This is a genomic window from Herpetosiphon sp. NSE202 (assembly GCF_042688385.1).
Taxonomy (GTDB): Bacteria; Chloroflexota; Chloroflexia; order Chloroflexales; family Herpetosiphonaceae; genus Herpetosiphon.
Genome location: NZ_JBHUPY010000005.1, coordinates 55,260 through 70,389 on the forward strand (window position 1 = coordinate 55,260; position 15,130 = coordinate 70,389).

13 protein-coding genes are annotated in these 15,130 nt (G+C 53.2%); 3 read left to right on the plus strand and 10 right to left on the minus strand.

Annotated features, from left to right (window positions below):
- Positions 1-284: 284 nt before the first annotated feature.
- Genes ACFMKP_RS06355 through ACFMKP_RS06380 form a run of 6 tightly spaced genes read right to left on the minus strand, consistent with a single transcriptional unit; the run spans position 285 to position 6,242 of the window.
- Complete coding sequence (locus ACFMKP_RS06355) at positions 285-1,853, minus strand: aldehyde dehydrogenase (NADP(+)) (RefSeq protein ID WP_382290098.1); 1,569 nt, start codon at positions 1,851-1,853, stop codon at positions 285-287.
- Positions 1,844-2,758, minus strand: a complete 915-nt coding sequence (locus ACFMKP_RS06360) for a dihydrodipicolinate synthase family protein (protein ID WP_382290100.1) — start codon at positions 2,756-2,758, stop codon at positions 1,844-1,846. The genes ACFMKP_RS06355 and ACFMKP_RS06360 overlap by 10 nt, the downstream gene beginning before the upstream one ends.
- Positions 2,755-3,978: an FAD-dependent oxidoreductase gene (locus tag ACFMKP_RS06365; RefSeq protein WP_382290102.1), complete on the minus strand. Its 1,224-nt coding sequence runs from the start codon at positions 3,976-3,978 to the stop codon at positions 2,755-2,757. The genes ACFMKP_RS06360 and ACFMKP_RS06365 overlap by 4 nt, the downstream gene beginning before the upstream one ends.
- Positions 3,968-4,210: a 2Fe-2S iron-sulfur cluster-binding protein gene (locus ACFMKP_RS06370; RefSeq protein ID WP_382290104.1), complete on the minus strand. Its 243-nt coding sequence runs from the start codon at positions 4,208-4,210 to the stop codon at positions 3,968-3,970. Before ACFMKP_RS06370 ends, ACFMKP_RS06365 begins: the two co-directional genes overlap by 11 nt.
- Positions 4,207-5,316 carry an NAD(P)/FAD-dependent oxidoreductase gene (locus ACFMKP_RS06375; protein WP_382290106.1) on the minus strand — a complete coding sequence of 370 codons (1,110 nt, stop codon included), beginning with the start codon at positions 5,314-5,316 and terminating at the stop codon, positions 4,207-4,209. Before ACFMKP_RS06375 ends, ACFMKP_RS06370 begins: the two co-directional genes overlap by 4 nt.
- The gene (locus tag ACFMKP_RS06380; protein ID WP_382290108.1) at positions 5,313-6,242 is read right to left on the minus strand and encodes a proline racemase family protein; all 930 of its coding nucleotides are present in this window, start codon (positions 6,240-6,242) and stop codon (positions 5,313-5,315) included. Before ACFMKP_RS06380 ends, ACFMKP_RS06375 begins: the two co-directional genes overlap by 4 nt.
- Positions 6,243-6,750: 508 nt before the next feature.
- On the opposite strand from ACFMKP_RS06380, the gene ACFMKP_RS06385 reads away from it, so the two are divergent.
- A complete protein-coding gene (locus tag ACFMKP_RS06385; RefSeq protein ID WP_382290110.1) occupies positions 6,751-7,449 on the plus strand; it encodes a helix-turn-helix domain-containing protein in 699 nt (232 codons plus the stop codon).
- On the opposite strand, the gene ACFMKP_RS06390 is transcribed toward ACFMKP_RS06385, so the two are convergent.
- On the minus strand, positions 7,432-7,890 hold the full coding sequence (locus ACFMKP_RS06390; protein ID WP_382290112.1) for a redoxin domain-containing protein: 459 nt from the start codon (positions 7,888-7,890) through the stop codon (positions 7,432-7,434). The genes ACFMKP_RS06385 and ACFMKP_RS06390 overlap by 18 nt on opposite strands.
- Positions 7,891-8,080: 190 nt before the next feature.
- On the opposite strand from ACFMKP_RS06390, the gene ACFMKP_RS06395 reads away from it, so the two are divergent.
- Both ACFMKP_RS06395 and ACFMKP_RS06400 read left to right on the plus strand, forming a co-directional pair.
- Positions 8,081-8,614, plus strand: coding sequence for an RNA polymerase sigma factor (locus ACFMKP_RS06395; RefSeq protein WP_382290114.1), 534 nt, complete (start codon positions 8,081-8,083; stop codon positions 8,612-8,614).
- Entirely contained in the window at positions 8,601-9,869 is a 1,269-nt protein-coding gene (locus ACFMKP_RS06400) for a hypothetical protein (protein ID WP_382290115.1), read from the plus strand. The genes ACFMKP_RS06395 and ACFMKP_RS06400 overlap by 14 nt, the downstream gene beginning before the upstream one ends.
- A 139-nt stretch (positions 9,870-10,008) precedes the next feature.
- Here the strand turns inward: ACFMKP_RS06400 and ACFMKP_RS06405 are convergent, their stop codons facing one another.
- The 3 genes from ACFMKP_RS06405 to ACFMKP_RS06415 form a co-directional block, all read right to left on the minus strand.
- Complete coding sequence (locus tag ACFMKP_RS06405) at positions 10,009-12,750, minus strand: chitinase C-terminal domain-containing protein (protein ID WP_382290117.1); 2,742 nt, start codon at positions 12,748-12,750, stop codon at positions 10,009-10,011.
- A gap of 468 nt (positions 12,751-13,218) precedes the next feature.
- Positions 13,219-14,454 (minus strand): patatin-like phospholipase family protein, encoded by a 1,236-nt coding sequence (locus ACFMKP_RS06410; RefSeq protein ID WP_382290119.1) that lies wholly within the window; start codon positions 14,452-14,454, stop codon positions 13,219-13,221.
- Between the two features lie 62 nt (positions 14,455-14,516).
- Entirely contained in the window at positions 14,517-15,023 is a 507-nt protein-coding gene (locus ACFMKP_RS06415; RefSeq protein ID WP_204754417.1) for a polyhydroxyalkanoate synthesis regulator DNA-binding domain-containing protein, read from the minus strand.
- Positions 15,024-15,130 lie beyond the last annotated feature (107 nt).

The following is a 15,130-nucleotide window of genomic DNA, read 5'->3' on the forward strand; positions in this document are numbered from 1 at the left end:
TGTTGGCAAAACTGCCGTCAGTCTAGCATGCTGTGCTTGGCTCTGACAATGATTGCTTGCTGATTTGAGGCGAGGGAAACGGAACCGCGAAGAGCACGAAGGACGCGAAGGTTTGATCCACGAAGCGCACGAAGCGCACGACGGGGGTATAGAATCATAATAACAGTCCATTAAGTAAATATTTGGGGGTGCAGGGGGCTGAAAACCCCCTGCGTCTCCCGCTGGCGGGACGGAAGGGTGGAAAACCTACATCAAACCACCCAGCCTAGTTTTTAATTCAAGCATTAAGCATTGCTCCATTGCTCATCAACCAAGCGCCAAATTGCCTGCGGATTGGCATTTTGCAGAATGCTGGGCAAGCGTGATTCGCGCACATTATCGTAGCAGTGCAGCGCCGCAAAGCGCCGAATTGTCGCCGGAAAACCAACTGCCGTCCAGCCTGCATGGCCAGTAGCCGGATATGGCCCACCATGGTTCATGGCCGAACTGACCGCCACGCCGGTTGGCATTTTATCGTTGAGCAACCGCCCGACCTTGGCTCGCAAGCGCTCGGCTACCACCTGATAAAACGCTTCATCTGTGCCATCGCTGCTGCTGTAGATGCTGCCCGTCAAATTGCCTTCAAGGCAATCGAGCACTTGCAACACCTCGGCTTGATCAGCACACTCCACAATCAGGCTGACTGGGCCAAATACTTCGTGGCTCAGCGCTTGAGGATTGGCGAGAAAACTATTGCCCGCGACATACAGCAAACTATTGGCATAGCGATAGCCCTCATCCAAGCCATGGCCGCCAACCAACACTTGCGCCCCAGCATCGTGCAATGCGCTGATGCCCTCTTCGATGCCTGCCAAAACGCCTTGATTAAGCAGCGTCAGGCTGGGATATTGGCTGAAATGGGTTTTGGTGGCTTCAATAAACGTGCTGCTGGCTGCCGAATGTTCTAAAATCAACAAGCCTGGATTGGTGCAAAATTGGCCAGCACCCAAAGTACACGAGCCAGCAAATTCAGCGGCTAGCGCTTCGGCACGCTCAGTCACTGCTCCCGCCAGCATGACGACTGGGTTGATGCTCGACATTTCAAGGTAAATCGCTTTGCCCGCTTGATCGGCGGCAGCTTTGAGCGCCAAGCCTGCACGCCGCGAGCCAGTAAAGCCAATCGCGCCAGTTAATGGATGACTGACCAGCGCTAAGCCCAATTCGTCGGGCAAGCCATAGAGCAGTTGCACACTCGCAGCAGGCAAACCAGCGGCCAAAACCGCTTCATGCGCCAATTGGGCCAAGCGTTCAGTGGTAGCCGGATGGCTTGGGTGGCCCTTGGCAATCACGGCGTTGCCTGCTGCGATGGCCGAGGCAAAATCGCTGCCAGCAATCGCGTTGTAGGCAAACGGAAAATTATTCGGCCCAAAAATGGCAACTGGCGCTGCCAAACTGCCATACAACGAGCGAATATTGGCTTTTGTGTCGATCGTTGCTAATTCCCACGTGTGGTTGCGCACAGCATTAGCAGCTTGACGTAATTGATTGACCGTGCGCGGCAATTCAACACTATTCAAGCGCGGCTCGATTGGCAAGCCTGTTTCGCTATGGGCTAGCTCGCTTAATTGTTGGCGGTTGGCTTCAATTAAGTCTGCATAGCGTTCGAGAAATGTGGCTCGTTGTTCGGCGTTGCTTTGCGCCAACTCGCGTGAGGCTGCAACTCCAGCATTCAAGGCTAATTCTAAATCACCGCGCCCAGAAATTGGATATTCGGTGGCGATGGTTTGGGCAGTTGTCGGGTTGGTTGCCTGAAAGCTGCCAACATAATCGCCAAGCTGCCATTCGCCGTTGATCAAAATAGGTTTCATGGCCATAACTCCTGCCGTCGCGCGAGTGCTTGTTCAATCACTGCAACTGCTGCTTCACGCTCGGCTCCAGCTAATTCAAGCCGTGGTGCGCGCACGGTTTCGCTGCCCATGCCAACCATAGCCTGAGTTAGTTTAATCAATTGGACAAATTTTGGCACGGTATCGAGCCGCAGCAATGGCAAGAACCAAGCGTAAATCGCCGCTAAACGTTCGCGATCGCCATGGCCTGCGCTAACGGCCTGTGCCAATTCAAACAACTCAACTGATTCATTGGGAAAGGCATTAACCAAGCCAGCAATCCAGCCTACCGCGCCAGCTGCAATGCCTTCAACAATCGCATCGTCAACCCCAACCAGAATTTCGAGGCGTTGCCCAAGCTCAGCCCGAATTGCCGTGACCCGCCGCACATCGGTGCTCGATTCCTTGACTGCTTGCACATTTGGGTGGCGCTCGGCTAATTCGCCGATTTGGCTGGGTACAAAATCGGTGCGATAGGCCACCGGATTATTGTAGATCATCACTGGTAGCTCGGTGGCACTAATGACGGCGCTCATATGGGCTTGCATTTCGCGCCAATCGGTTGAATAGAGATACGGCGGCAGCACCATCAAGCCTGAGCAGCCTTCGGCTTCGGCAATTTGGGCCAGCTGGCAAGCCTCAGCGGTCGAAAGCGCTGCAATCCCTGGAATAACCGGATTCTTGCCAGCAACCTTGACGCAGGTTTGCAGAATTGCCTGTTTTTCAGCAGCGCTCAGGGTTGCGCCCTCGCCCAGCGAGCCAAGCGGCACGATCCCCACACAGCCAGCATCCAACATCCAACGGCAGTGCTCGGCCAAAAAGCCATGATCAACGCTGCCATCGTGATTAAAACGGGTGGTAATTGCCGGAATAACTCCATGCCACATGCTCATACTGACTCCATTACTAAATTGGCGACGCTGACCGGATGAATCGGAAAGCGTACACTATCTTGACCCCAACCGAATAAATATTGAGTTGCGCCGCTGCAAACTCGGCCTTGGCACATGCCCATTCCGCAGCGAGTTTGGAGTTTGGCGCTACGCCACGATGGCTGAGTTTGCAATTGCTCAAACGTCACATCTTCGCAACGGCAAACCAGCGTATTGGCCTGCGCAAGTTGGCGTAATTCTGGCCGTAAAGCGAAACTTGTTGCTAATTGTTGGCTAAATTGGCGGGCTTGGGCTTGCTTGTGGGCCAATTGACTGGCCGCCTGATAATTGCCAGTTGCCGCAAAGCCAGCAATTTGGCCTTCGACGATTGCTTTATCTTCGCCGCCGATGCCAGTTAATTCGCCAGCAGCGTAGATCTGATTGACGCTGGTTTGTTGGCTGCGATCAACCAGCACAAAACTGTGCTCAAGTTTGCACCCAAGCTGTTGGGCTAGCTCAGTGTTGGCAATTAAGCCCCAGCCGCAGGCCAAATAATCGCATTCGATGATGTGATGATTGCTTAACCGCACCCGTTGCAGCGTGCCCTCGCCCTCAGCTGCCACGACCCATGTATTTGGATAAAACGGCGTATTGCGTAAGCTGACTAGGCTTTGGGCTGCTTGCCCAATTTTGCTTGGATAGCCAGCCAAGCTCCGACCAAACCGCAGCAATTGACCTAATGGCGCTTGCTCAACCACGGCTTTAACGATTGCACCACGCTGTTTTAGCTGGCTGGCGACCGCAACCAGCAACGGGCCGCTGCCTGCAACGACGACGTTTTTGCCAGCAATCGGCAAACCACCTTTGACCAAGGCCTGCAAGCCGCCAACTCCCAGCACTTTGGGCAGAGTCCAGCCAGGAAACGGCAAGAACAATTCGCGGGCACCGTTGGCCAAAATCACGCGATCAAACGCGAGTTGTTGCGGGCCGTTCGGCGTTGCCAAAAACAAGTGATCGTCATTTGCGCCAATTACATGAGTTTTGCTGAGATAACGCAGTGTGGTCTGCTGAGCAAACAAATGTTGATAACGCTTCGGCGCAGCGTGTGCTCCACGCCAAATCTGGCCACCAGCCTGATCATATTGATCGATCAGGGTGACATTGGCCTTGCTTTGGCTTGCGCTCCACGCGGCGGCCAAGCCTGCTGGCCCAGCTCCCACAATCACCAAATTAAGGCTCACACTGCACCTCCATGCCCTCGGAGCATTGCTGCAAACAAGCTAGTTGATGAGCTTGCTGGTTGATTGTTACGCGGCACTCGCCACAACTGCCCATGCCACAGACGGCCATGCGTGGCTCGCCGCTAACTGAGCGCCGATTGACGATGGCGTTGGCCATCAGCACGGCGGCTAGATTGCTGTGCTCAGCAACCTGATAGTGTGTGTCATTGATTGAAATGTGAATTTGTTTCATCGTTGCTCCTGCTGCAAGCCGCGTGGCAGGTAGGGTTGAAGATCGAGCGCTGCTGGGCGTTGTAGCATTTGGTCGGCCAACAGGCGGGCGCTGCTCAAGGCGGTCGTAATTCCCAGGCCTTCGTGGCCAACATTGAGCCATAATCCTGCCTGCTCAGGATGCTGGCCAATCAGCGGCAAGCCATCTGGTGAAGCGGCGCGCACGCCAGTCCAGGTACGCAAGCAGCGCACATCGGCCAGCGCTGGCACATAGTCAATTGCTTTGCGCAACATCGTGCTTAACAACTGCTGATCGATTTGGCGATCAGTGCGATCAAACTGGCGCGATGAGCCAATCAGCAATTGGCCGTTGGGCCGTGGCTGAAGGTTGAAGGCCACTGAATCGCCGCTACTGGCATGGGCGTTTTTGATGTAGCTTAATTCGACCAGCTGATGCTTGATCAAGTTGGGATAGCGCTCGGTAATCACCAATTGGCCGCGTTTGGCACGAATTGGCAACTCTGGCAATAGCTCAATGCAACGCTGGCCATTGGCAATCACAATCGCATCGGCATGCAGTTGGCGGCCATCGCTCAGCTGTACAGCATTGGATTGAATGCTACTAACTTCGCCGTAGACCAGCGTGGCTGCATAGTTTTCTGCCAGTTGCCAAAGGTAAACCGCGCTTTTTGGCGGATAGACTACACTATCATTTGGTACTAACAAGCCACCGACTAAGCCCGCTCGCAGTGCAGGTTCGTGGCCATAGAGTGCTGCTGCATCCAAGATTTCGCAAGGAATTTGGTGCTGACGATAGACAGCTGCTTTTTCAGCAACCAATTGCCATTCTTCAGCATCGGTGGCAACCCACAACGTGCCACATTCATGATATTCGTGGCGCTGTGGGTGTGCAGCGGTAAGCGCTTGCCAGAGTTTCTGACCATACAAGGTGAGCTTTAATTGCGCTTCGTCCTCATCCATCACCACAATATGGCCCATGCCCGCCGCCGTTGCGCCGCTACCAAGGCAATCGCGCTCGATCAGCGTAACCTTGATGCCAGCCTGCGCCAATTCCAGCGCCACGGCACAGCCCACAATTCCGCCGCCAACGATAATCGCGCTGCTCATTGAATCCCCCAGCGAAACGGATCAGCCTCGTGCAAAATGAGCTGGCCTTCGAGCGTAACATAGGCCGAACCAGTAATTTTGGGGATAATTGCCTCTCCAGCGTGGCGATATTCAGCCTCGAAGCGGCTGCCGATGATGCTTTCTTGCACCCAGACTGTATTTGGCGCAAGCTTGCCATCGGCGGCGAGGCAGGCCAATTTGGCGCTCGTGCCCGTGCCACAGGGCGAACGATCGTAGGCCTTGCCCGGGCAGAGCACAAAACTGCGGCTATTGGCTCCCTCAGTGCCAGCCCCAAATAATTCAATATGATCGATTAGGCCATTGTTTGCGCCAGTAATCTTGGCTGCTTCGAGGGCTTGGCGAATCTGCCAACTAAAATTGGTGAGTTGCTCAACATTGGCCAAACTGAGATCTTGACCATGGTCGTTGACCAAGAAAAACCAATTGCCGCCCCAGGCAATATCGCCATGAATCCGGCCATGATTCGGTAGATCGAGTGCAACATTGGCTTGATAGCGGTAACTTGGCACGTTTTCGATTGTTGCTTGGCCGTCGGCGTGCAAAGTTGCGCTGACAATCCCGACTGGTGTTTCAATCAGGTGCTCGCCAACCCCAATTTTGCCGAGGTGGGCGAGGGTTGCAACCAAGCCGATGGTGCCATGGCCGCACATGCCCAAATAACCAACATTATTAAAGAAGATCACGCCAGTGCAACAGCGTTGGTCGCTTGGTGGACATAAAATTGCGCCCACCAACACATCGGAGCCGCGAGGTTCGTTGACCACCGCCGAGCGTAGCCAATCGTAGTTTTGGGCTAGCACATCACGTTGTTGGGCAACGCTGCCGCCGCCAAGCTCAGGGCCGCCAGCAATCACGATGCGAGTTGGTTCGCCAGCGGTATGCGAATCGACAATGGTAATGCGCATTATGCCTCCTTTTGGAATTGGGGAGTGGTTCGCAACCTTATCTTCATCTCTTGAGTATTGGGGTTCAGAAATTCTTTCAAGGGTAGGATCACCACCCTTCCGTCCCGCCTCAAGGCGGGAGACGCAGGGGTTTTCAGCCCCTGCACCCCAAATATTTAGGTGCTGGAATGTTGCGTTTGATTCTGTGACCCCAAACTTTGCGTTTCGTGCGCTTCGCGGTTTCGCACGAGGGGTCGGGGAGCACGGGCTAGGGATCGGTATTCCGTGCTGTGCCAACCGTCTGTTGCCAACCTCGATGATTTTCCGAGAGCCTAAAGCCAAAAGCCTTATCTCCTTCGTGCTCTTTGTGTCCTTCGTGGATCAAACCTTCGCGTCCTTCGCGGTTCTGCTTTGCTGACCCCTGACCCCTAGCTCCTGACCCCTGTTTACAATAGCGGGTTTATGGCGATTTGTCTTGTACAATTAGGCTATGCAGCATGCGGATTTTTGCACAATTGAGTATCCAGATGTGGCGCAACTTGTGCCCTTGTTTGATCTATTGCCCGATGTGGTGTTTTTCTGCAAGGATCGAGCGGGGCGCTATAGTGTGGTCAATGAAACCCTGCGTTTACGCTGTGGTTGTCGCAGTAAGCAGGAGTTGATTGGGCGTTTGCCCGAAGATCTATTTCCGTTGGAGTTGGGGACGAGTTATGCCAGCCAAGATCAGCAGGTTATTCGCTCTGGCTACGCCTTGAATCATCGCTTAGAGGTGCATATTTACCCAAATTTGCAGATAGGCTGGTGTGTGACCCACAAATGCCCGTTGCGCGATCGCAATGGCAACATTGTGGGCTTAATTGGGATTTCGCGCGATCTGCGTAGCCCAAATCGCAACGCCCCAACTTGGCGGCGGGTGGCTAGCTCAATTGATTATTTAAACGAACATTTTGCTGAAATAATATCAATTCAGCAATTAGCAACGCTTGCCCAACTATCATTGAGCCAATACGAACGGGCGATTCAACAGATTTTTGAATTAACCCCCAAGCAACTGCTGATTAAAACCCGCATTGATGCCAGTATTCAGCTGCTGGCGGGCGCTGATTCGATTGCCGTGATTGGCTTGGCCTGTGGCTATGCTGATCATAGCGCGTTTTCGCGTCAATTTCGCTTAATTACGGGCCTAACGCCGCGCCAATATCGCCAGCTGCTAGGCCGTAACGCTTGAGTTGTAATAATTCAACATTTTGACGCATGCCAAAAGCTCATTGATTGGCAATTGTTGCTCATCGTTTTGCGGCACAAAGCGAAAAACTGCGGTGATTGAGCGTGGTGGCAAAACCAAAATGCCACCTTGCAATTCGAGTTGTTCGCTGGCGAAGCTATAGCTGCGAAACACATCGCCGTTAGGGTCGCTGAGCACAGGATAGATTGGCTGGAAGTGCTGAATAAATGCGTTTAAATGAGCGGGATTGGTTTTGGTCAAAATGACTGGTTGGGCTTGTAACTGACGGAATTGCGCCTGTTGGGCTTCGAGCGTGCGCAGCATTTGTTGCGAGCTGGCATCGACCGAATGACTAACGAAGATTGCCACAATCGGTTGCTGCTGATTTAATTTATGCCACATCGTTGACCGATAATCATGGGTAAACAACGTCAGATCACTCATTGGAAACTATGACCTCAGTACTAATCAATCGCCTGATTACTTTACGTGCTCAACCTTACGAATAAACTTGCGGTACTGATTTCATGCACATTTGAGCAATTTTGGATAATTGCGATTCTGCCTGTCCATTTTGGGGCGAGCTGTTCGTCATTAATTGCAGACAGCATGCTACGGCCGGGGCAAGCAGCCTATGATTATTCCTTATGTGCACACAACCGAACGAGAGACGGCAGTGACCCAAGTCATAAGCCAATGGTTTGATGACTATCACGATGCAACGTTTCGCTATCTGACGCGAATTGTGGGGCAACCTGAGCAGGCAGCCGATTTGGTGCAAGAAACCTTCCTCCGCGCTATGAAGGTGCTTGATCCAGCGGTTTTGCCAGCGATTCCCCAAGCATGGCTTTTCCGAATTGCCAGCAACCTCGCCGTAGATCACCTTCGGCGCCAGCGGCGTTGGAGTTGGTTTATGCGCAGCTGGCAACCAGAAGCCAATAATTTCGCCCAGAATGTTGAAATTAATCAAACCATTCGTGGTTGCTTAGCCAAACTCAAACCCCAAGATGCAGAAGTGCTCTTGATGGTCCATTACGCTGGCTGTAGTCCAGCAGAAGTCGCTAAATTAAACGGTGAAGAATTAGGTGCAGTCCGCAAACGATTATCACGGGCCCGTGATCGTTTTCGGAGTTTATATGAGGAGGAACGTGGCCATGAAGTGTCATGATCTTCAGCCGCTCCTCAGCGATTGGCAACACCTGACTGAGGATGAGTGGCAAGTAGTGAATCAGCACGTTGCTGCATGTGCAGCTTGTCGCCAAGCACTTCGTCAGCAACAAACAACCAGCCAGTTGTTAGAACAGTTGCCAACCAGCACGCTCCACCTTACGACCGAACAGGTGCGGACGATCCGTGCCAAGCTTGGAGTAACGACAATGATTCGAACCAAAACGATAATGATGTGGTCTTTTGCAGTGGGCCTGATGTTTTTGATTGCTGGCGGAGTTTGGGCAGTCAAACCAGTTGAGACTGGCAAAAATGTTGAAGTAGCTTCAGTTGTGACGCGCACTGCGCGGCCAACCCAAGTTGCGACAGCTCGGCCAACCTGTGTGCCAAGCACAACCAAGCCGTGTAATCCGAGTGTTCCAACTAGCGTGCCAACCCAAGTTGCGACAGCGCTGCCAACCTGTGTTCCAGGTTCAACTACCTGTAATCCAAGTATGACGGCTACGCCATTGCCAACCTGTGTGCCAAGCACGACGCGGCCATGTGACCCAATCGAACCAACTGCGTTGCCACCAACTTGGCCAACGCTTGTGCCAACCAGCACGCCAACGCCAGCTTGTGTACCAAGCACGACCAATCCATGTAATCCAACTGTGCCAACAACTGTGCCAACCCAAGGCCCACCAACCGCAACTCCAGCGGGCCAAGAGCCAACGGTTGTGCCACCAACCGCAACTCCAGCGGGCCAAGAGCCAACGGTTGTGCCGCCAGATCCAACTGCGGTTCCAACGAGCGAGCCACAGTATCCAACCAATACGCCATTGCCATGTAATGGTGCTGTTTGCCCAACGATTGTTCCACCAGCAACCAGCACGCCAGCACCATGTAATGGTGCTGTTTGCCCAACGATTGTTCCACCAGCAACCAGCACGCCAGCACCATGTGGCAGCACGGTCTGTCCAACCGAGGTACCAACGGAAGAACCAACGGCATTGCCACCAGTAACCAGCACGCCATTGCCATGTGGTAGCACGATTTGCCCAACGGTTGTTCCGCCAGTAACCAGCACGCCAGCGGCTTGTACAACCTGCCCAACCGAAGTGCCAACGGCATTGCCACCAGCTACGGCAACGGTGGTTCCAACCAGCCCGCCGCATAACCCAGCCGATCCAACGCCAGTGCCAACCAGCACGGTGCGGCCAACGGCAGCGCCACCAACTGGCCCAACGCCACCACCAACCGCCCTTCCTCACTAACTTAACTTAGAACTATACTAGTTAAACGAAACCCACGCCTGCAAAATAGCTTGCAGGCGTGGGTTTTTGGGTCTAAAAAACCGCCACGTTCATGCACTGGCCTAGAGTGCATGGCGCGGCGGCTTGAACAATGGCGAGCTTAGTTGGCGCGCCAGAGCGCTGGAACGTTGCTTGGCTCCCAGCCTGGCAACGAGGTATGCGGTTGCAGACAGGTATAAATGATGCCGTTATAGCTTACTTTTGCCCCAGCTGCATAGCTTACATTAGCTGCCCATGGCTGCACGCCAGTGGTATTGGTTGGGGTAGCGCTTGGTTGGACTGGGGTGTTGGTTGGTCGTGGCGTGCTGGTTGCTGGCACAACAGGCGTATTGGTTGGTCGTGGCGTGCTGGTTGCTGGCACGACTGGTGTATTGGTTGGGTTGCCCCCACCACAAACCCCTTGATCCTGCCAAACTTGAGCATTGCCCGGGGTTTCATTTTGCGTCCACCATTGGGCAAACCATTGACGATTGTTGTACGAAACCAAATCGCCACGCAGATAGACTTTGCTGCTTTCCCATGCTGGCGCTGTACACGTACCTGGCTGGGTTGGCGTTGCACTTGGTGCAGGCGTACGGGTCGCGGTGGCAATTGGCGTGCGGGTTGGTGTAGCCGTTGGGCCAACTGGCGTGCGGGTTGCGGTCGCAATCGGCGTGCGGGTCGCGGTCGCAACTGGCGTATTCGTTGGGTTGCCAACCGTTGGGGTTGGGCCAACCACCGTGCCACGTGGATAATCGCTCACCAAGCCATAGGTCGTGTTGTTAAAGTTCACAGTCCAGTTCGATGGCGTGCTCATTGGCAGATAGTAGACGAAATCAATCGTTACGCTCTCGCCTGGAGCAAGGGTTTGCCAGCCCGGGAATTTGAATTGAATATGGTTGAAATCGCCACGCAAGCCACCAGCGTTGCTGCCAGTGTGGCCGCTGCTCGTTACGGTAAAGCCAAAGCCTGATTGATCTTTGGCGTTGTTGGGAGCCGAGGTGCCATAATCGAATTCAAAGGTTGCGCCGCCGGGAATCGTCACATTTGAGTTGTTGGTAATCACCATTTTGGGACTAATTGGATAGTTGTTATCGCCAATTGGCCAGTTGGTGAAATCGACCTTGATGTTGAGCAAATTGCTGGGCATCGTGCGATTGGCTTTGTTGGCTCCATAGGCTGGCGCGCTGCGGAACTTGTCATACAGCAGGCTGGTCAGGGTATCGCCCATGAAATATTCGCCTTGGCCGTTGTTGCGCTCGGCGTGCCAATCGTAGTCGCCCGAAAGCTCCCAGAACATGATCCCGCCTAAGCCTTTGTTGACGACATAATCGGCTTTGGCTCCCAGCGATTGCTCATCTTCAGTTGAAATAAAGACGCGTTTTTGGCTATTCCAAAGCCATGGCGCAACTAATGAGCTGCTGTAGTTGCGAACGTAGGTACCAGTCAAGCGATCTTCTGGGTCGGTCGCTGGGTTCAGGCCAAATTGGCTGATGTAGCTACCAGCAAGTCCTTGTTCGAGGTTTTTGGCGTGCCACATTGGGTTTGCGCCAGCGCCAACTTCTTGGCCGTTTTCGGTATCGTGCCAAATGTTGTCGATGCCGCGCGCGCCATCACCACACTTGGTCAAGCCAATTGGACAATTCGAGCCAACCGCTGTGCCCCACAACCCATTTGTGCCACCGTTGACATTTTTGAAGCCACGGGTGTAATAGGGCACGCCGATGTTGATTCGGCCCGCTGGCATGCTGCCACGGAAGTAGTGGTACGACCAGTCGGTGTTGAGATAGCCGATGCCGCCATATTGGGCTGTGGTATACACTCCAGCCGCAGCTAATTCTGCATCTTTGCCATCATCATACAACGAAGCGTTTGGCCCAACATACTCGTTCCATGCGCCGTGCAAGTCATATGACATAACATTGACATAATCGAGATATTGAGTTACTTGGTAGGTTTCCATGCCGCGCAGCAAGTAGCCTGATGAGGGTGAGGCAATCGTTAGCATGTAATATTTGCCATCAGCAGCCCCAGCAGCGTCGAGCTTTTCGCGCAGGGTTTTCATCAACGCCACATAGCCTTTCATCAGGCTAGCACGGCGGGGGTTGGCATAGACCCAATCAAGCGGATGGCCAGCGTCTTTCATCGAGGTTGGATATTCATAGTCAATATCAACCCCGTTGAAATTATAACCACGCAAGAAGCCAACCACTGAATCGGCAAAGGTGTTGATGCCTGCGGTATTGACGCTGTTATCGGCGTTCACGGTTAGGCTGAAGAAGCCACCATCGCTAATCCGATCGCCATTATCGCCAAAATAACCACCAGTTTCTGCCCAACCACCAACCGAAATCAGGGTTTTGACATTCGGGTGCTGGCGTTTGTATTGGGTCAACAGGTTGAAGTGGCCTTTGTAAGGCAAGGCTGGGTCCATTTCAGCGCCAGCAACGCCAGGCCAAGTCATACCAATCGAGGGGTTGGTGGCGGTGTTGCTGCCAACCGAGATCCGGCTATTTTGAATGTGGGCAAAGGCGTAGTTGATGTGGGTGATTTTATTCCAAGGAATATTATTGACGAGGTATGCTGGCTGGCCATTCGTGCCAGTCCGCCAACTTGGAAAATAGCCGATAATCCGGCGTGGGTGATCGCTGCCCATTTTTTCGCGGCCAGCGGTATCGTAAATGGCACAATAGGGCGTGTCGACTCCAGCGGTTGGAGCCATCCCATCAGGCCGACAGTCTGCATTGCCTGCCGCTTGCGTTGGCGTGCCCCGCGTCAGCAGCATTCCCGCCAGCAGAGCAAGGGTGATGGTGAGCGAAAATGCTCCGCGCAGCTTGGCCGTCCTTCGGTACGCAACATCCATGACATTCCTCCATTGATTGTCATTTTGGCCTATGGACTAAAACCTTACTTATTTCATTGAAATTATAAAGATTTTATAAAAAATTAATGAATTTGTCAAGTAGAGGTTAAAAAAGAGCATAGAACATAGAACATAGGGTTGATTGGATTGGCAATCAAGAACATGCCCTCACCCCCAGCCCCTCTCCCACTGAACGCGGGCGAGGGGAGCCGACTTTTTTTTACCAAGGAACTGGGAGAGAACCACGAGATTAAAGCCCCTCGCCCGCCGCGTGGGAGAGGGGTTGGGGTGAGGGGACGCTCCACCACGCTTCATGCACGAACGATAAAATTAAAGCCCCTCGCCCGCCGCGTGGGAAAGGAATTGGGGTGAGGGGACGCTCCACCACGCTTCATGCACGAACCACGAGATTAAAGCCCCTCGCCCGCCGCCGTGGGAGAGGGGTTGGGGTGAGGGGATCAATCTCAATTATTCCAAGTTGCCAAGCCGCGCATCAAGGTCGTCGAGGGTGTGGGCGAGGTTGGCAGTGCGCCAGCTTTTTTGGGGGTTGGTCAGGCGCTTGCCACTGGGGTCGCGGGCAAGTAACGAGTGCACGGTGTCGGCATCGTCGCTGGCAAACAGATGATGTAGCTCTTTAGCAACCCGTTGGCGGCTGATTTGCACGCCATGCTTGGCCAAAATTGCCTTGTAATCTTGATATTGGTCGGCCATGCGAATCGTGGCCGATTCGTATCCATGGCGGGCTAGCATCATGCGCTCATCATAATGCAGCACATGTTCGCCAAACACCGTCGCATCATCAGCCCGTGGCTCAATCAAAATAATATCAACATCTGGGTGTTGCTGGCGTAATTTTTTGATGTGATAGTGTAAACCAGCCTGAATAAAGGTGCGAAATACTTGGTTGCCAATCGCCTGAATTCCTGCATCGGCGATGCGACTGCCAAGCTGTTGCTTGCGATTATCAAAGGCAACCAGCGGATTGACACAGACAATCAATTTGGCCCCGCGATCAATCGCCACATCGAGGCTGGCCGTGCCACGCACGCCACCATCAATATAATCAACGCCATTGATCCGCACTGGCTCATAGACAATCGGCATCGCGCTTGATGCAGCGACTGCTGCCGAAATTGGCACATTGCGCAGGCTGCCCTCGCCAAACACCGCCCGATCGCCGCTATCAAGCTCGGTCGCCACGATATACAGCTCGCGTTGCACATCAGCAAAATGATTGCTACCACGTTCGGCCAAGAAATTGCGTAGATAGCGCTCTAAACTATTGGTTGAATAAATGCCGTTGGGCAAGCCTTCGAGCATCTTCCAAGCCCAATCCAAGGGCGCAAAATCGCGTGGATGGCGCAAGGTTTCGATCGCTCGTTGGGCCAAAAGCCGTGGCAAGCGTCGCCCGCGTTTGACTAAGCCACGCAAATTGAGCGCCAAAATTTGGTCGCGTTGCAGGCGTTTGGCATCGGGCAAGGCTCCTTCGAGAATACGCAGCAACTCGCGGGTCGTAATGCCATTGGCCAGACACGAGCTAATTAAGCTGCCTGCGCTGGTGCCAACATACATATCAAAATCATTGATTGTGAGGGTTGTGAGGAGATCATCGATGGCACGGAGTGCGCCAATTTCGTAAACAGCTCCAGAGATGCCACCACCGGCAAGGACGAGCGCGCGTTTAGATGGGGTTGAATTCTTCATTGATCGTGGCCTCATTGCCATTGGCGATACGTCGGCAAACGAATCGGAGAAACGGCGATTGCTTATTTATCCTGTAACAATTGTTCGACTAAGTTGGCAAGTTGCTCAACTTGGCCTTTCAAGCGTTCGACATCAGAGCGATCGGGCAGATTTTCGGCGTGCGCATGGCCCGAATCATTGAGCAATAATTGACCCATCCGTTGACATAATTCTTCGCTGATTTTGCCTTCATCGAGCAAATGTTCAAGCCGCAAGCGAATTTCGGCTTCAACAATTTGGCTGCCACCAAGCGATTGGAACAGATTGCGGCGCATCTGCGAGAGCGTCTCGCCGCTGGTTTGAATCAGATCGGATAAGAGCGGAATTGGTAGCGGGCCTGAACGGCGGCCTTTGTTGTTGAGCAAAATTTGCGATAACGTTTGCACCGTCAAATCTTCGCCAGTAACATTATCGACCACCCGAACATCGCTGCCAGCGCGGATTAACTTGGCGATGCCATGCAACGTAATATATTGTTTGGCATTCGTATGATAAAGCTTGCGATTGCCGTATTTCTTAATTAATTCCACAACGCCTCCTGCGATCTGAATTGTGCTGCGGGAAACTCATTATAGCATGGTCGTTGCTTGCTGCTGTGCAGTGCGTCATAAATGATACGCTTGCTTAATCTACTTGG